Genomic DNA, 17,494 nt, shown 5'->3' with positions numbered 1-17,494 from the left:
GTTCGTGATTCATGGCATAGGTTACCTTAGGAAAAGTCTTTCCCATAAATCATATTATCCATCGGTTTTACTGTAGCGAGTACAATGAAATCCTTTCCTTAAGCAGGACTTACCCAAAATTGAGCACCAAAACTGAGCACCAAACCCTATAAGTTTTAGGATTCCCTAGAATTAAAGTTACTGGGTAAGTCCTGAGCTTAAGAACTAAAATAGGTATAACTACTCAAACTCCGCTCATAATTTTGCAGCAGCCGTTGAGATTCTGCCAAAGTAATTCGCTTTTCTTGCAACGCCTGTTCTGTGCGACGGCGCATACCTTCCACCAAATCTTCAGTATCATACTGCACATAACCCAAAACTTCTGTGATTGTATCTCCCTTAACCACGTGTTCAATTTCATACCCTCTGGGGCTTAATTTGATGTGAACTGCATTACTATCACCAAAAAGATTGTGTAAATTCCCCATAATCTCTTGGTAGGCACCGACTAGGAAGAAACCCAAATAGTAGGGTTCTTTGGATTTGGGATTTGGGATTTGGGATTTGGAATTGGAAATTGTCCCCGGCTCCTTGGCTTTGCGCAAAGGATGTAGTTCCAGCAACGATTTAACATCCCGCAGGTTAATAAATTGGTCTATTTTACCATCACTATCGCAGGTAAGGTCAGCCAGGATACCCCTTTGAGTTGGTTCTTCATCCAGCCGATGGATGGGCATAATCGGAAATAGCTGGTTAATTCCCCAGCAATCTGGGACTGATTGGAAGACTGATAGGTTGACATAGTAAATTGATGCCATGATCGTTTCGAGGTCTGCTAGATCCTCAGGAACATACTCTTGTGTTCTGATAATTTCCCGAATCTTCTGACAGCACGCCCAATAAAGCTGCTCGGCTTGAGCCCGCTCAGTAATGCTCAGATAGCCTAAACTAAACAGGCTTTTTGCTTCTTGGTTAAGCTCGATGGCATCATGATAAGCTTCCTGGTAGTTTTCAAGGTCGATAGTACAGTAAGTTTCCCAAAGATTTCGGATAATTAGATGGTCTTGTTCCGTTGTCAGTGGAGGGGATTGAGATGCGACATCACTGGTACTCAAAACATCAAAGATCAGGACTGATTGATGGGATGCGATCGCACGACCACTTTCACTAATCAGTGTTGGTGCTGGAATTTGATGTTCCTCACAAGCTTCCTTCACCGCAGCCACAATGTCATTAGCATAGTTCTGCATGTTGTAGTTTTTGGAGGCATGGAAGTTGGTTTTCGAGCCATCGTAATCCACTGCCAAGCCACCACCTACATCTAGATACTGCATATTCACCCCTAATCCCTTCAGCTCAGCATAAATTTGGCTGGCTTCGCGAATAGCATCTTTAATCACGCTAATGGCAGAGATTTGAGAGCCGATGTGGAAGTGCAACAGCTGCAATGAATCAAGCATCCCAGCCTCCCGTAGCTGGTCAATGGCTTGGAGTATTTCTGGAATTTTCAGACCAAATTTAGCTTTATCTCCTACAGAGTTTCCCCAACGACCCATGCTTTGTGTACTCAGTTTGGCTCGCACCCCCAGCACTGGTTTGATGCTTCCTAACGAAGCCGCCACCTCAATGATTAGCTGCACTTCCTCTAGCTGTTCTAGGACAATTATCGGATTATGTCCCAATCGCCTAGCTAAAAGGGCAGTTTCAAGATACTCCCGGTCTTTGTAGCCGTTACAAATAATTAGGGAATCCGGAGTGAGCAATGTTGCTAGAGCAATCATCAATTCAGGTTTAGAACCGACTTCTAAACCAAATTGATAAGGTTGACCAAAATACACGACATCCTCTACCACATGTCGATGCTGGTTGCATTTAACTGGAAACACTCCCTGGTAACGACCAGGGTATTTGTAGCGACTAATGGCTTGGGCAAAACAGGCGTTTAATTGCTCTATCTGGTCTGCCAAAATATCTGAAAAATGGATTAGTAATGGTAGTCCCAAGTTGCGCTGCTTAAGGGATTCTACCAGTTCCAACAAATCCAACGAGCCGCCCCCATTGCCTTTAGGGGACACCATGATATGACCAGCAGTGTTAATGGCAAAGTAGGGTTCTCCCCAGCCTTGGATCTGATAAAGCTCCTCACTTTTCTCAATTGTCCAAGATTGAGAGGTCTTGTGATCTTGGTTATGGTTTTGGTTATGGTTAGGGATTGGAGAACAGGATGAGTCTATCAAATTAACACCATAATCTGTAGGATTTTGAGTCGAGATCTCAGTAGTAGTCTCATTAGTACTCTCAGGGGTTAAATACTCTTGAAACTGGGATTTACGCTGTAGTGTCACCAATAACCTCCTTAAAGACATTGGTCGAACTGACTAGCCATGCTAAAATGCCGTCAGCGTGTTTTTTAACTAATCGTGAGCGTCGATGTCTAAACCATCTGGTCATCAGGCTCAAAAGCAAGATTACTTCCAGTCCATCCAAACGCTAATATACAATCATCAGATTGCTGTTTGGGTTGGGCTTTGGGTTGTTATGGTCTTAGCCGGTAGCATAGCAACTATTGGTCTGATTGATCCTGGACCGATTGAAGAAGAAGCCAATAATCCACAACCAGCTCTGGCCCAACTGCGGGCATCAGCAGCGAAAGAGGCTGTGCCTCTGTCTTTGTTTGGTGTTGTTGCTGTAGGCTGCGCCAGCGGTTGCTTATTGCTTACTCAGGCTCTAAAATTTTCAAGCCGGAAAACGAAACCGAAAAGACCGATAACATCTAGTGTCAGCAGTAGAAGGCGACGCCGTAATTCTAGACGCCGTAAGGCGACTCGCAAACAACAACCAGTCAAATCAGTACCATTATTACCACCATCACAAAACAGGAGTGATGACCAACAGACCGAGGTAACGGTTTTGCCACCAGAGCCTACTGATCAGACCAATGCTCAAGACGAGACTCTTGCCAACATGATGGATATGCGTAAGCGCCGCTCTCTGTCTTCCTTGATGCGGGATCAATAATCAGCTGATGCTAGTGGTGATTTAATGTGCCCTTAATTTGCTAATTTGCCCTTGGTTCACTCTTGACCGTTGACGCAAAACCCGTCAATTGTTAGAAGTTCTAACCTCTAAAAGCGATTGCCAATCTTTAATCGCTTGCTGTGACCAAAGCCAGTTCTTGCTCAAGGCATCAGGTTGGAAGTTAATCGGGTCATTGGTGAGCACATGTTGCCGTAGCTTGAGGGATTGTTGGGACAAACTCGCCCGCTTAGCTCCGTTTTGTTCTTGAGCCGATTTCCACGACCCTAGCGCTAAGCCAGCATAGGTATTCAATTTTTGGGAATTGCTGGATTTTCCAGATCCAACTGTTGTAGATTTCTTGTTGCTACTCCTGTACAATGCATCATACCAAGCTTGGTTAGCTCCTTCGTATTTGCCTTCAGCGTAATAGGCAAACCCTAGGGCATTACGGTAAGTCCAAGAGTCAGGTTCTTGTTTGACTGCTCTTTGCCAATAACGTCTGACATCATCCAGACTGTATTCATCCGAGCCGGTCTGGATCGACTGCCATGCCAGACGCCCTCTTAAAAAACTCACCATTGACTGATTCAATTGTTCTGAGGGAACTTCCTGAAGGGCAGCAGAAGCCTCGGGTAATGCACCCCGGTCTAGCAATGCCGTTACAGCTTCGGTTCCTCGAATAATATTACCCTTACTGAATGCTTGAATTGCGATCGCTGTGACCGTGTTGGTTTTAGCTTTTTTCAAATTCACATTTGAGTAATCAACAGGTTTGGAGAGACCTGGTGGTAATTGTCTCCCTGGCCCAGAAGTAGGAGGGTTCTGGAAAAACCAAACGCCCAAAAGTACTAAGGCAAGAGTTCCCGTTGCTCCTAGTCCGATCCACAATGGTGAACGTGGTAACCTTGAACCCTTCTGTTTAGGATTAGTTACCTTTTTAGCCTCAACTGCTGCTGTGGTATCCTCAAGCTTTGGCGCTGATTGGGTTGAGCCCTCCGTAGACAAAGCCGCAGTCAGGGTGGCAGCTGTTGCTTTCCTAGCAGCAGGGAGTTGACTTGGGGTATGGACTGGTAAGTTCTTCTGAGCAGTGTCTGAGTAAGGGTTTTCCGATAACCCCTCTAAATTCGATGCTGCTATTGTTGATTCCCCACCCTGAGCCTCTGTATTCAGCTGATCCAGCAATCCCTTAATGAAAGCAGCGGGATCGTCTGCTTCTAGTGGATGAGATTCTAAACCCTGTGGTACACCAGTGAGACTTTCATGGTCATACTCAGCTTCTCCCCTAGAGACAAGAGCTGACTCTTCCTCAAATTCTGAGAATGTGGTAGAATCATTATCTGCTGGTGGTGTAAAAAAACCCTCTTCTGGGTCTAACCCTACAGACATTCCAGGAGGATCGGGCAGGCTAAATATTTGATTTCGGTCATAACTCTGGTCATCATTGGTCAAGAAACCATCGAATTCCGGATGCAGATAGAGAACAGGTAATGCCCAATAAAGCTGGTTCGAGCCATAAGCAGAAATGAGTCCTTGTCTAGCTCGCGAGAGGCTTAGGTCAATGGGATAACCCTGGTTGATGTTACGGTATAATAGTCGGGTTAGGGTCAGGGCTACCTCATCGGGGATGCGCTCTGCCATGGCTAAAACACCAGGAATACCACGCTTAACCAGTGCTTGGGCGAGATTTTGATCGTTACCGTTTTCCTGGCTATCTGAAGCAGCTGTATGAGCACCACGACAGGAGTTGAATACAGCCAGCTGGACACCATTATTAACTAACAATCCCGCTAGATCATCACCCCTTACGGTCTCTGTCAAACCAGTTTTTTTACTAACCAGGTAAACATCACCACCTGATTCCCCTAGGTTAGAGTGACCAGCATAGTGGAAGACTTGATATTTTCCTTGTTCCAGGGCTTGGGTTAACTGTTCCCGTCCTGGCTGTTCCAGAATTGTCAGATGAATCGCTGGGGGGCCATTGGGTGAACGATGGCGGAGTTCTTCTTTCAGGTGAGATGCTTCTTGTAAGAGTTCTAAACTTTCTTGATCACTTGGACCCGCGATCACCATCAAAATTTTCAGAGGTTGATTCGGTTGGGAGAAAGGCTTAGGAACTGGTCTAATCAAGCCTTTAGTCATTTGGTAGCGGGAGAAAGCCACATCAGTTCCTGTGGCTAGGGGGCGATCCCCAGCATGAAGCACTTCCCAAGGTAGGCGGGGTAATTCTGTGCCTTTCAATCCCAGACGCAGCCGCAAAACCGACCGTTGATTTTGAGCGATCGCTTGCGCCATCATCCAGCTATCGCGCAAGCTTCCTTTAAATAGGGCATTGTATAGCTCCTGACCCAAGGCAACTAAGTTTAAAGAGGATTGAGAGTACGGTTCTCCCCAAGATGGCATGGCAAAACTGCCATCCACCCCAGCTGCCCTACCCTGCAGGACACTAAATAGGGGGTCATTCATCAGTTGCTTGGCCTGGGTTAACCATTCTTCTACCGGCCAACTGACTTGTTCTTCTGCCAATGAGACTCCCGGTGCCACTCGTTCGATGCGCACCAGATAATCATCATGTTTTCCTAAGGGGGTTACGGAGATATGGAATTCCTGTGCCACTGTTGCCCAATTTTGCTCAATTTCAAGGGATCAATTTTGCTCATAGTGACGAGCTTTGGCTGAAGGTTTAAAAATTCTTGAATATTTGTTTACTATTTGCTTATTGAGGAGTATTCCTTTAGGGGAAAATTCTTGTTGGCTCATGGTATTGATGCCGTTTTTTATTTAAGGTTTCCAAGGCATACTCTGTTAATTGTTGTGAATCAGAAAATTTCCTAATTCCAGCATTTGGGTGCCACTTTACCCAGATTTTTCCGGATTGCTATCACCAATCTCGGAAAAGTGAAATGGTAGATGCACCCTGATTGACACCCCCGGTTCACTTTGGTGAGCTGGGGATTTTTTTTCACTTCTTGATGCAGTCGCTCATGGGGGAAACCACGGCAGTCGCTCATGGGGGGAACCCCCAAGACCGCGCTGCCTCCCCAAGACCGCGCTGCATCGCTGGGTGGTAAGGTGTTACCCACTCTATCTAGCCATCTCTATAGATTAGTTTGCTTGCTCCTTTTCTTCTAAACACCAACTGATTAAGCTATGCAGAGGTGCGACCCGTGGCGAATTTAATTACGGGTCAAACGCACCATTACGGTCTTGGGGAGGTCACGTCACCTGAACTTGCTAATGGTGCTTGAGATGACCGTGAGGCAGTGCGGTCTTGGGGGTTCCCCCGATGAGCAACTGCCGTGGTTTCCCCCACTCGCGCTTTGCATCAAGACACGGTCTTAAGCACTTAAAACAGGGGAAATTGCCTTGGCAACCAGCTAATTTCACCTTTGGAAATTGGTACTCATACCCAGCCTTGGATTTACTGAATCAGTAAGGTTTCCAGGAGAAAGGATTAGGGTTAGGTTGATCGATACTATGATAAGCGTGTTATCAACTAGCTTAACATCTGAAATTTTCCCCAAGATACTCCTTTGGGGTTTCATCACTGTCTGCAGAGCATTTTAGTCAGCCTGATCCTCAACTTGGCTAATTCAGGTCAACACTGCCTAATCCTTGGTATTAACCAGTTTGTCAGTCTTAGGGAGAAGCTCTAGGTGTATTGTTTGAGCTTTGTTATGGTTTTTGTAAAGATTTTGACAAGACTCGGTAATTACTGAGTCTTGGGGTTTCACCCCATCGGTAGATAATGTTTGAGCATAGCTTTTAGGGAGCTAGTGAACATGGGGTGATGGGGTGATGGGGAAATAGGCTGATGGGATGATGGGCAAATAGGGTGATCCGGAGCATCTTAACTTGTCAGGACTGATGCACAAACCCGCTTATCGACGCTAATTACAGCGATTTCAGCCTTTGATTTATAACTAGAAAGCGGGCTTTAAGGGTCTTGATGGGTAAGTCCTGATGTAAGCATTCAGCCGTCAGCTGATAGCTGATACGCGACACGCTGATAGCTGAATACTTACGTCCTGATTATCTTGCTTTAAGAGGCAAGATACTCAATCAAGTAACTCAAAGGACTTGATCTCCAAAACCGGACCAATCATCGCAAAGGTCATCACATCCTCTCGCACCTCTCCTGTAACCGTGACCTTCAGTCCCGATTGCTTTAACTGTGCGGGAGTGTCCTTGAGTTCATAGGTTTCCCCCCCTGAGTCAGAAACCAGTGCCCAGACTCCTGACCCCATCTCTTTGCGCTCAATCACGCCTGTGATGCTGATCGTCATGCTGATTGTTTCTCCCCTTGAACGGCTAAATAAGCTAGTCCAAAACAGAGCAAGGCATTGGCAATCAGGAACACCCGAGACAAAACCCCGCCTCCAAGCCAGATTAGCTCAGGTGAGACCACAGCACTCACGGCTAGGCAACTGGCCACACCGAGAGCTGAACCAACTGCTAACCACTTCCATTGGGGATGTCCTAACAGTAGCGCGATTAATATAAATGGAATCACAACACTGGCAAATAGAGGGTTAAGAAAACTGCTGCTGCCAATAGCGCTACCCAATTCTGGAATCGAACTGCCCATGACTCGGAAGGGCCATTGGGGTAAGTCAAATATATACAAACCTTTCAGGAAGAATAATCCTGAACTCCCGGCTACTAAGCCAGTGGCCAGGGACCAACTCCAAGTAAAGGGAAAATAATTGCGCAAGAACCAGGCCAACAGGTAGGAACCTAGTACCATAGCAATCTTTGGCCACAGGGCGATCACACCACCGTCAATCCAAAAGCGAGGATTGAGATAGCCGTTATCCCGTAACCAGCGGAAGAAGTCTTGGAAGGTAATTTGTCCTTTCAGAGCCAGTTTAACCGCAGCACCAGCATCCAATTGTCCAGCACCATAGTGGTTTAGGGGGTCATCTTCTATCGCTCGGGTAGACTGCTTGAGTACATTCAACACATCAGCAGGGTCTTGAATCCCACTAGCTTTGATTAAAGCTGCCACACCAGCAACGTGAGGCGATGCCATACTGGTGCCTTGGAAGCCAGCAAATACGGGGCTGCCTGTCTCTCCATCAATCGTCTCTTGCAAAATCTTACCATTTTCACTGCCACCAGGGGCTGAGATATCTACCCCAGCACCAAAGTTAGAGTAGGGAGCTTTCAGACCTGCGGAATCAAGGGCAGAAACACCAATAACATGGGGATAGCGGGCAGGATAAGCGGCAGCATTTTGGTTAGAGTTACCAGCAGCAGCCACTAGGACAACACCTTTGTGATAGGCATAGTCGATTGCCTCTGCCATCAGATTGCTTTCACCAGCCCCTCCTAAACTCATGTTGATTACATCTACCTCATGATCAGCGGCAAAGCGAATTGCTTCCGCAATATCAGCCACTGTACCACCACCACTGGCTGCCAATACCTTTAGGGGCATCAGGCTAGCTTCGTAAGCAATTCCGGCAACACCGTAACCATTGTTGGTAGATTGGGCAATGGTACCGGCTACGTGAGTACCGTGACCTTGATCATCCCATGCTTCAATCCGGTCATTGACAAAGTCGTAGCCTTCAACAAATTCAGTATCTTTCAAATCCGGGACTGCGCTGATCCCAGTGTCAATCACTGCTACTGTTACGCCACTACCCTTGGTGTCATCCCAGGCAGATTCTACATTAATGCTGCGCAGGTTCCACTGCTTGCCATAGTCAGGGTCATTGGGAACCTCGAAGGCACTATAGGTATAGTTCGGTTCAATATATTCTGTTGCTTGGGAGAGTCCTGATTGTTTCAGGGTATTCAGCAGTTGTTTATCTCCTTTTAGGATATAAATGTGATCCGCTGCTGAAAATTCACTATTGAGTTGGGGATTAACCTCGTATTGTTGTGCGATCGCTTGCAATTGCTCATTAAGTTGAGCAGCTGGGATATCTTCCCGGAAGTCGATCACAATCGACTCAAAATTCCCCTGATTTGCCAATCCTTTAAAGTTAAACAGGGCAAAACCCAGCCCTATTACAAACAGACACAATATCAAAAATTTTCTCATGGCAATCTGTCGCTGGTTCGCGAGTCTTTAATCACCACGATAGCTTATATAACAAAGGGAGCAGGGAGTAGGGAGTAGGGAGTAGGGAGTAGGGAGTAGGGAGTAGGGACTATGGCATCAAAAATTCTTACAATTCATTTAGGTACCCTATACCAATTTTCAAAAATTGCTAGCTATTAATTTTCGATAAAGGGTGAAGCAGATAATAGGCAAGAGGCAAGAGGCAAGAGGCAAGAGGGATGCATGCTAGAGGCAAGAGGGAAAAAATCCTGTTTACCTAATTACTATCAGAAGCGCTATAGAAATTGACCGTGTTGTCACCTCCTCAGGTTGTTGGATTTTGAAGGTGAGGGGGATTTTGTGTCTTGGTTATATCAAAATTGACTCAAGTGCAGCACCTTTAAGGAGATAAAGAGGTATTTGAGGATTGAGATGGGATTGTAGAGGTAAAGATTAATGCGATCGCAAAACTTGGGTTCGGTCAAGCAGGGTACAAGAAGGGGAAAAATAAGACCTGGTGTCGCGGCTGGGGTTTCGCGGGTTGGGCAAATATCGATCGTTTTTTATTCCCAGTCGTGCCTACACCGGGTTTTAAAACTGCAATTTTTTCCTCCACCCTAATCCTGCAACTGATCTTTCCCTTTCCTCCAAATCCTAATCATGCTACTTTGGTAACCGTGCTAGTCTTGTTTTTTCATTTTCAGAATACTTTAATTCCCGAGCTCGACCTGCCCCTGTTTTAGTCACCCAAACTGAATTAAAGTTTTCCAGCATAATGTCGGTAGAATTAATCTTTTCATTGGTTCCCATTGGCTCAATAATTGTATGGGAATTAGGGAATACAAAAACAGGGATAGAAACCCGACTATTGGGGCTTGTATGAATCACTTCATGGGCAGTGCTGACAAATAAGCCATTGGTCCAGTATTGCAACATATCCCCCAAATTAATCACAAAAGCATCTTGTAAACAAACCGCATCAATCCAGGCATTTTTGGCATAAACCCGTAGGGAAGGGGTTGGGAAATACTCTTGGATTAACACGGTGAAGATGCCGGTATCTGTGTGTTTTCCGGCAATGCCATACTCAGAAGGATAGTAATTGGCTCGATGGATCAGGATTGGATCATCAAAATAAGGGTCAAACCAATTCGGGTCAAGGTTCAAGGCAACAGCCAGTGCCCTGAGAAGGTGGGGAACAATTTTAGTCATAATTTCCCCTTGAAGCTGATAGTGGGATGCAGCAAAACCAGGGGCTACAGTATCATCAGGAATCAAGGTAGAGCCAGTAAACGGCTTGTCTGAAGGTGGATGTTCTATGCCAAGGTCAAAAACTTCCTTGGGATCAGGACCAACATCTTCATGGAAGGTTTCGCCATAAAGGGGAATGTAGCCCCTAGAGGTGTTGGGATAAACGGTTTGTTTGTCTTGGCCGTAGGCTTTTTTAATGTCCTCTGGCAACTGGAAAAATTTACGAGAGCTGTCGATCGTTTGTTGAACTAAATCGGCGGAAATGCCATGATCTTTCAAATAGAAAAATCCATGCTCTAAGCAGATGTTGTAGAGGCGTTTGTGTTCTTCGTTGCCTGAGTTTGAACCATTGAGGTCTTTTAATTTTGTTAACGAGATTATGGGTAAGGTATTCATTTACAATATAATTATCCTGATTTATGTAGCAATTAGCGCGATCGGCTTCGCCGCGCCAAAGGCGATCGCAACTAGGGCAAAACCAATACCAATGCTTTGTTTCAGGGTCAGTGTTTCGTGCAAAACAACTAATCCCAGAACAATGACCACTAAGGGATAAAGGGCAGATAGGGTAGAAACGATCGCTACTGACCCCTTAGAAACTGCCTTGATATAAAATAGGACTCCCAAAAAATTGAGCATTCCTGCAATTACAGCTATAATCCCGCCTGGATGGGTTTCCAGGCCATCCCTGAGATGCAGAAAGATAAGCGTTGCAACAATTGCTCCTCCTAATCCCTGATAGACCATTCCACTTCCATCGCTAATATACTGAGCCGAAAGTTTAGGCAAAAAGGCCCAAGCTCCCCAACACAAAATTGCGCCTAATGTGGGTATAAACCATGGTTTCATCTATTCATACACCGCGATCGCTTCACCCAAAACATCAAGTATTGGCTCTACACCAAGCCCTGGAGCTTCTGGCGCAAAAGTCTTACCCCCTTGATTCCGCGCACCACCTGTGGCTGTTTCAACCGTGAGCATATCATGGCATAACCAAGTTGCACGCAAGTGGGTTTCTGGGGTACTCTGAGCCAGATGTACGGCTCCGGTATCTGCAATTACACTACCACCAGTTTCTTCAATATTCATCCGAATCCCCGTTTCCACACAAAAGTCTCGGATGCGCTTGGCTTTAGTTAAACCACCAACCCGATTAATCTTCAGCCCAATTGCCTCACAAGCACCGTCTGCTTGAGCACGGACAATATCCCCATACTGCTGAATACATTCATCTAGGATAATGGGATGAGAAGTCACTCGACGCAGTTGCAGACATTCTTCATAGGTTTCACAGGGCTGTTCAAAATACAGAATTGGCTCCGTTATTGAGTTCATCACCCGCATCCCTTCATCTACTAACCAAGCTCGATTCACATCAAAGGTTGCACTTTCATTGGCAGGTAAATAAGCACCAATCGCTTTAATTCTCTCAATGTCTAGAGCCACATCTGCTCCAATCTTACAACTATGGATGGTGTAGCCTTTTTGTTGACCTCTGGCGATCGATTCGATCATTTCTTCTGGGGTACCGGTGGAAATCAGATCTTGGATGATCACTGGTTGGTCTAAACGACCACCAAACAGTTCACAAAGCGCTAGCCCCGTTGCTTTGCCGAGGATATCCCAACAAGCCATATCCAGCGCTGATTTAATGTAGGGATGACCCGGTAGAGCAATATCCATCGTCCGATAGATAAAATCCGTACGTCTGGGATCGAGTCCAAGGAGTTGAGGAGCTAACTCTTCAATTCCAGCCCTGACACCTCCGGCAAAAGCGGGTAAATAAGTTGAACCCCAAGGACATCCTTCTCCCCAACCTCGGATTCCTTCATCTGTATCGATAGCAACTATGGTGGAATCAAGTTTATCAAAATACAACCTACCCCCTGATAGCCGGTAAGGATGCTCTAGAGGTAAGGTTACTTGATAGACGGAAATACGAGAGATTTTCATAATATTCTAAGCTCTAGTTTAGACTAGCCAGGTTTTGGTAATAATGTCACAATTTATTTATAAGATTGGCTAATGTATTTAAAAAAAATATGAGGATCATAAATAATAGCTTTTGGGAGTGATTAAATACCATCAATAAAACCTTTTTATAGCAGACTTTACTATCAATAAAAACTATTTTAAATGCTATTTAAATCTATTAAATTTAGACTAAATAATTCAATTTAATCAATAAAAACAAGAGCATAATAACCTTAAAGTTTATATTATGTTTTTTTATTAATTATTCAATAGTTTAAATATAAACAATTTGTAAATTTTAATAAGTTTATTTTCAAAATAAAACAATTTTATGTTGTTGCACTAGTTCTTAAATAAGACCAAAATCTCCATAGGTTGAATAAACTTTGCGAGGCTCATATGCCAAGCCTCCGTGTTGATATTTTGATTATAAGTATTTGGGTTGAGGGCGTGACAACAAAGCTAAAAGCGATGCAGCGCGGCCAAAGGGGGTTTTCACCATCAGCGACTGCATCAAGACAAGAAGACAGGGGTTAGCCTGTGAGTCAAATACAAAAATAATCAGATGCATTTCGAGACAGTTGGTCGCGATCCCCTCAATAGTCTATTTTCTTAGTCTGATTGGGAATCACTGCGCCTAGTAAAGCTCTACAATCTAACCGTAGCCCCTAACTCGTGGCCTTAGCTAACACAAACGCTATGCCCGCAAATCTGTGATGCTTGATACAAATTCAGTTTTAGACGTATTACGACCGGTACAAGACCCCGAACTCCAGAAGAGTTTAGTGGAATTAAATATGATCCGCAATGTCAAGGTTGACAACGGTACAGTCAGTTTTACCTTAGTGTTGACCACCCCAGCCTGTCCCTTGCGGGAATTTATTGTAGAGGATTGCCAGAAGGCAGTGAAACAACTATCGGGAGTAGAAGAGGTAGTGGTGGATGTTACCGCTGAAACACCTCAGCAAAAATCCTTGCCTGACCGCACTGGTATTGAGGGGGTAAAAAATATTTTAGCCATTTCCAGTGGTAAGGGTGGCGTCGGTAAGAGTACTGTTGCGGTAAATGTGGCAGTTGCTTTGGCTCAGTTGGGGGCTAAAGTCGGTCTCCTAGACGCTGATATCTATGGTCCCAATGCTCCAGCCATGCTGGGATTAGCTGATGCCAAAGTCATGGTTCAGAAAGGAAAACAGGGGGATGTGATCGAGCCAGCCTTCAACCACGGTGTCAAGCTAGTGTCCATGGGATTTCTAATTGATCCAGACCAGCCAGTTATTTGGCGCGGACCAATGTTAAATGGGATTATTCGCCAGTTCCTCTATCAGGTAGAGTGGGGTGAATTGGACTATCTGATTGTGGATATGCCACCAGGAACTGGGGATGCTCAGCTAACCTTAGCCCAAGCAGTACCGATGGCAGGAGCAGTAATTGTGACAACACCCCAAAATGTGGCTCTGTTAGACTCCCGCCGAGGGTTGAAAATGTTCGAGCAAATGGGAGTCCCCGTGTTGGGAATCATAGAAAATATGAGTTACTTTATCCCACCAGACTTGCCCGATCGTCAGTATGACCTGTTTGGCTCTGGAGGAGGTGAAAAAACATCAAAAGAACTAGGTATTCCCTTGCTCGGTTGTATTCCCCTAGAAATTTCCCTACGGCAGGGAGGAGATCAAGGATTGCCCATCGCTGTTGGTAATCCAGAGTCAGCCTCCGCTAAAGCACTGGTAGCGATCGCATCTCAGATTGCTGCCAAAGTTTCCATTGCTGCCCTGTCTAATTAACAAAGGCTTGCCACTCAAAAATAGAAAATGGAAAATCACCATTAACAATTTTCTCAGGGTTAATACCTAATAGCTCATAGCTAATATAGGGACCCTAAATAAATTGCGAGAATTTTTCTTCCCTGCTCGCTGCTCCCTACTCCCTGCTCCCTATTCCCTATTCCCTATTCCCTGTTCCCTTTGCTATAGCTCATACCTCAAACGGATGGTACAAATTAATAAATTTAGAATTAGAAATAGTATTCGTTGGCGGCTGTTTTGGGCCCCCTGGCAGGAATTAGACTGGCAACTGTTATTCCTGACTGTGGGGCTGACCATCTTTGGGGCAGTGATGATTCGCTCTGCAGCCATCGACAATGGTGAAGACTATTGGCTCTCCCACTTGCTCATTGGTAGTATTGGATTGTTCATCGCTCTATTCATTGCGCGATCGCGCTATCAATCCCTGATCCAATGGCATTGGTTAATTTACGGGATCACCAATCTGTCCTTAATTGCTGTAATGATTATCGGTGCTAGCGCTAAGGGGGCTCAGCGTTGGGTTACCATTGGAGGGTTTAATGTTCAACCCTCAGAATTTGCCAAGATCGGGTTGATTATTACTCTAGCTGCCATCTTGCACAAACGACCAGCTACTAGCATTCCAGCAGTAATAGCAGCTTTAGCAGTAACTATATTACCTTGGGCATTAGTGTTTGGACAGCCTGATCTGGGAACATCCTTGGTGTTTGGGGCAATTACCTTGAGTATGCTTTACTGGGCAAATGCCAATCCCGCCTGGTTGGTCGTGTTGATTTCCCCTCTGGTTTCAGCCATTGTCTTCAGTATATCTTTACCTGCATGGTATACCTGGGCTACAGTAATCACACTGATTGCCTTCCTCAGTCTCCCTTGGCGCTGGTTAGGAGCCTTGGGTACCCTGGTTATTAACCTAGTTGTCGGACCTTTAGGAAAAGTCTTCTGGAATCTATTAAAGGACTATCAAAAAGACCGATTAACGCTCTTTTTGAACCCCGATCTAGACCCTCTCGGAGGAGGGTATCACCTAATTCAGTCTCGGATTGGGATCGGTGCTGGTCAACTTTGGGGAAGGGGACTGAACCAGGGAACTCAAACTCAACTCCACTTTATCCCGGAACAGCATACTGACTTCATTTTCTCAGCCATTGGTGAAGAACTAGGCTTTGTAGGTTGCTTGTGTATTTTATTAGCCTTGTGGTGGTTGTGCCTACGCTTGGTGCTGATTGCTCAGAATGCTAAAGACAACTTTGGCTCTCTGGTAACAATTGGCGTTCTCTCAATGATTGTGTTTCAAACCGTGATCAACATTGGGATGACTATTGGCTTAGCTCCCATCACAGGAATTCCTCTACCTTTACTCAGTTACGGTCGTTCAGCCCTGCTAAGCAACTTTCTTGGCCTAGGGTTGGCCCAAGCAGTGGCCAATTATCGACAGCGATTGAAGTTTCAATGAGTTATAGCGTAAGTATTCAGCTATCAGCGTGTCGCGTATCAGCTTATGAGCACGCTTGGCCAAAGGCCAATAGCTAATGGCTGACCCCTAAATGCTTAGATGGGCAAATCCGGAGACTTTCAAGTTAGAGTCGATGTCCCATATTATCGGGAGCACCTCTCCTTCAGAACTGGACGTGAAAGTTTCCCTTCATCCAGCTCCTAGATATCCTTCAGTCTCTCGACTTGCCTTTTGGCCTGCTCCAGTGGATTTCTTGGTGGCAGCTTTGGTGAACTGCCATTAAGTTCTTTGGCTTCCAATTGTCGTGGTTTCCATCGACGTGATGAAGGTGTACATATTCGTCGCTTAAGAACTTGTGTCCGCAATGTTCACAGGAATGGTTTTGCTTGGTTAAAGTTTTTGATGTTGCGTTATCATAGAGCTTACTGTTGCGTTTGCTCCAGTATACTAAGTCCCCGTCGAAGGGGGACTTAGTCCCTCTGACATTGACGTGTTTGTTTTGTTTGTACCCCACTGCTGGGAAGGCTTTATCACATAGTTCATTAGCTTGATACCGGTTTACCTTTTTCTCCTTTCGGAATTTACGGTTTGCGGTTTTATTCATGAACCATAAACTATCCCGGCTGCTGCTCATATCGCAGTTTTTGTGGTAGTTTCTCCATCCACGTACAATCGGCGCTAATTTCTTGGCTTTAACTTCTGCACCATAATTCGAGCTGTTGACCACGGTTTTAATCTTCTTTCGGATTGTTCTGTGATTTTCCTCTGAGGGAATACTTTTAAACTTTCCGTTTTTCTGGACTCGAATGTTCCAGCCCAGGAAGTCAAATCCGTCTGTCGTTTTGGTTATCTTGGTCTTTTCTTCACTTATTTCCATTTTTCGTTCGGCCAGGAAATCCTTGAATTTTTGAAGGATTTTTCCGGCGTTATCTTTTGGTTTGAGGATTATCACCATGTCGTCCGCATATCGTATCGAAGGGTGACAATCTTCTATGCCGTTCAAGGCTACATTTGCTAATAGTGGACTTACGACGCCTCCCTGTGGAGCCCCTTGTTCTGGAAATTCCGGATTTATGCCTGCTTTCAGGCATCGGTATACTCCTGATTTAATGGATTGTGGGGCTATGAGCCTTTCCATTATAGAGTCGTGTGAAATCCTGTCGAAGCATTTCTTGATGTCTAATTCGATTACTCTTTTTGTTATGCCGTTGGCGTCGGATTTTAGGTGGTTGAATAGGCGTTTTTGCGCATCTTGTGCGCTCCTACCAGGTCTAAATCCATAGCTGTCAGCACTGAACGTCGCTTCATGAGCTGGTTCTAGAGCATATTTTATTAAACATTGCCATGCTCTGTCGGCGATTGTAGGAACTTTAAGGATTCGAGTTTTTCCATTTTTCTTAGGAATGGGTATTTCCCTTAATTCGCTATGCTTCCAATTATAGGCATAGTGGTTCAGGTTATCTAGAAGCTCGAATCTCTCCCGGCAATCAAGGGAAGACTTCCCATCAATACCGGCTGTCCTCTTGCCTTGATTTAGCTGTGTAACTTGACGTATTGCCAAAAGTTGTGCTGAACGAGATTTCAGAATCAGTTTTTGTAGAGACCTAGCTTTCTGACGGTCGCCAGCTTGAACTGCTTTGTATAGTCTCCTCTGTAGGCGGAATAGGTGGCGGCGGAGTTGTTTCCACTTTTGACTCTTCCATAGTTCACTACAAATTTTTTTTGTGTGTCTAACCATGCTCTCCATTGGATTTCTATATTCTGGATACCCGTAGCCAGTTTTTCGGCTACATCCTACCCGACAGGAGGGATTAGGTTTGGCATAACTTACTAAGGTTCGACTACTCCTTAGACCTCATTTCTGTCGTTTTTACCTGTTCCATCTATCAGATTGTTATGGTGATTTAGGGAGGTTCACTTTGCCTATCCTCTTCTCGGAGTTTGCAGCTATCACAGAAAAAATGCTGC

12 protein-coding genes are annotated in these 17,494 nt (G+C 45.1%); 4 read left to right on the top strand and 8 right to left on the bottom strand.

Going from position 1 to position 17,494, the window contains the following annotated elements; all coding sequences use genetic code 11:
* Window positions 1-197: 197 nt before the first annotated feature.
* Entirely contained in the window at window positions 198-2,345 is a 2,148-nt protein-coding gene (speA, locus tag F6J90_RS04250; protein ID WP_293091235.1) for a biosynthetic arginine decarboxylase, read from the bottom strand.
* 64 nt (window positions 2,346-2,409) lie between these two features.
* Here speA and F6J90_RS04245 point away from each other — a divergent pair, with 64 nt between their 5' ends.
* Complete coding sequence (locus tag F6J90_RS04245) at window positions 2,410-2,997, top strand: hypothetical protein (protein ID WP_293091234.1); 588 nt, start codon at window positions 2,410-2,412, stop codon at window positions 2,995-2,997.
* Window positions 2,998-3,081: 84 nt separating this feature from the next.
* Here F6J90_RS04245 and F6J90_RS04240 read toward each other — a convergent pair whose 3' ends face one another.
* The gene (locus F6J90_RS04240; protein WP_293091233.1) at window positions 3,082-5,610 is read right to left on the bottom strand and encodes a CHAT domain-containing protein; all 2,529 of its coding nucleotides are present in this window, start codon (window positions 5,608-5,610) and stop codon (window positions 3,082-3,084) included.
* 305 nt (window positions 5,611-5,915) lie between these two features.
* On the opposite strand from F6J90_RS04240, the gene F6J90_RS04235 reads away from it, so the two are divergent.
* A complete protein-coding gene (locus F6J90_RS04235) occupies window positions 5,916-6,065 on the top strand; it encodes a hypothetical protein (RefSeq protein WP_293091232.1) in 150 nt (49 codons plus the stop codon).
* A 987-nt stretch (window positions 6,066-7,052) separates the two neighbouring features.
* Here the strand turns inward: F6J90_RS04235 and F6J90_RS04230 are convergent.
* The 5 genes from F6J90_RS04230 to F6J90_RS04210 all read right to left on the bottom strand — a co-directional run bounded on the left by F6J90_RS04230 (window position 7,053) and on the right by F6J90_RS04210 (window position 12,250).
* Window positions 7,053-7,280: a hypothetical protein gene (locus F6J90_RS04230; protein WP_293091231.1), complete on the bottom strand. Its 228-nt coding sequence runs from the start codon at window positions 7,278-7,280 to the stop codon at window positions 7,053-7,055.
* Window positions 7,277-9,046 (bottom strand): S8 family peptidase, encoded by a 1,770-nt coding sequence (locus F6J90_RS04225; protein WP_293091230.1) that lies wholly within the window; start codon window positions 9,044-9,046, stop codon window positions 7,277-7,279. The genes F6J90_RS04230 and F6J90_RS04225 overlap by 4 nt, the downstream gene beginning before the upstream one ends.
* Window positions 9,047-9,709: 663 nt before the next feature.
* The gene (locus F6J90_RS04220) at window positions 9,710-10,693 is read right to left on the bottom strand and encodes a 2-oxoglutarate and iron-dependent oxygenase domain-containing protein (protein WP_293091229.1); all 984 of its coding nucleotides are present in this window, start codon (window positions 10,691-10,693) and stop codon (window positions 9,710-9,712) included.
* Between the two features lie 21 nt (window positions 10,694-10,714).
* Window positions 10,715-11,146, bottom strand: a complete 432-nt coding sequence (locus F6J90_RS04215; protein ID WP_293091228.1) for a DMT family transporter — start codon at window positions 11,144-11,146, stop codon at window positions 10,715-10,717.
* A complete protein-coding gene (locus F6J90_RS04210; RefSeq protein ID WP_293091227.1) occupies window positions 11,147-12,250 on the bottom strand; it encodes a mandelate racemase/muconate lactonizing enzyme family protein in 1,104 nt (367 codons plus the stop codon).
* 737 nt (window positions 12,251-12,987) lie between these two features.
* Here F6J90_RS04210 and F6J90_RS04205 point away from each other — a divergent pair.
* Window positions 12,988-14,052 (top strand): Mrp/NBP35 family ATP-binding protein, encoded by a 1,065-nt coding sequence (locus F6J90_RS04205; protein ID WP_008186161.1) that lies wholly within the window; start codon window positions 12,988-12,990, stop codon window positions 14,050-14,052.
* A gap of 205 nt (window positions 14,053-14,257) precedes the next feature.
* Window positions 14,258-15,526, top strand: coding sequence for a rod shape-determining protein RodA (gene rodA / locus F6J90_RS04200; RefSeq protein WP_293091848.1), 1,269 nt, complete (start codon window positions 14,258-14,260; stop codon window positions 15,524-15,526).
* A gap of 211 nt (window positions 15,527-15,737) precedes the next feature.
* Here the strand turns inward: rodA and F6J90_RS04195 are convergent, their stop codons facing one another.
* Entirely contained in the window at window positions 15,738-17,264 is a 1,527-nt protein-coding gene (locus F6J90_RS04195; protein WP_293091226.1) for a reverse transcriptase domain-containing protein, read from the bottom strand.
* Between the last annotated feature and the right edge of the window lie 230 nt (window positions 17,265-17,494).

It is taken from the genome of Moorena sp. SIOASIH, assembly GCF_010671925.1.
In the GTDB taxonomy this organism is placed as follows: Bacteria; Cyanobacteriota; Cyanobacteriia; order Cyanobacteriales; family Coleofasciculaceae; genus Moorena.
The sequence above is the reverse complement of the archived record's forward strand: the minus strand, read 5'-3'. Positions and strand labels throughout refer to the sequence as shown.

Bases quoted from the DNA above. Each gene is read 5' to 3' on its own strand.
- F6J90_RS04245 (WP_293091234.1), top strand. From the start codon at position 2,410: ATGTCTAAACCATCTGGTCATCAGGCTCAAAAGCAAGATTACTTCCAG.
- F6J90_RS04215 (WP_293091228.1), bottom strand. From the start codon at position 11,146: ATGAAACCATGGTTTATACCCACATTAGGCGCAATTTTGTGTTGGGGA.
- F6J90_RS04230 (WP_293091231.1), bottom strand. From the start codon at position 7,280: ATGACGATCAGCATCACAGGCGTGATTGAGCGCAAAGAGATGGGGTCA.
- F6J90_RS04210 (WP_293091227.1), bottom strand. From the start codon at position 12,250: ATGAAAATCTCTCGTATTTCCGTCTATCAAGTAACCTTACCTCTAGAG.
- F6J90_RS04195 (WP_293091226.1), bottom strand. From the start codon at position 17,264: ATGGTTAGACACACAAAAAAAATTTGTAGTGAACTATGGAAGAGTCAA.
- F6J90_RS04225 (WP_293091230.1), bottom strand. From the start codon at position 9,046: ATGAGAAAATTTTTGATATTGTGTCTGTTTGTAATAGGGCTGGGTTTT.
- rodA (WP_293091848.1), top strand. From the start codon at position 14,258: ATGGTACAAATTAATAAATTTAGAATTAGAAATAGTATTCGTTGGCGG.
- F6J90_RS04205 (WP_008186161.1), top strand. From the start codon at position 12,988: ATGCTTGATACAAATTCAGTTTTAGACGTATTACGACCGGTACAAGAC.
- F6J90_RS04220 (WP_293091229.1), bottom strand. From the start codon at position 10,693: ATGAATACCTTACCCATAATCTCGTTAACAAAATTAAAAGACCTCAAT.
- speA (WP_293091235.1), bottom strand. From the start codon at position 2,345: ATGTCTTTAAGGAGGTTATTGGTGACACTACAGCGTAAATCCCAGTTT.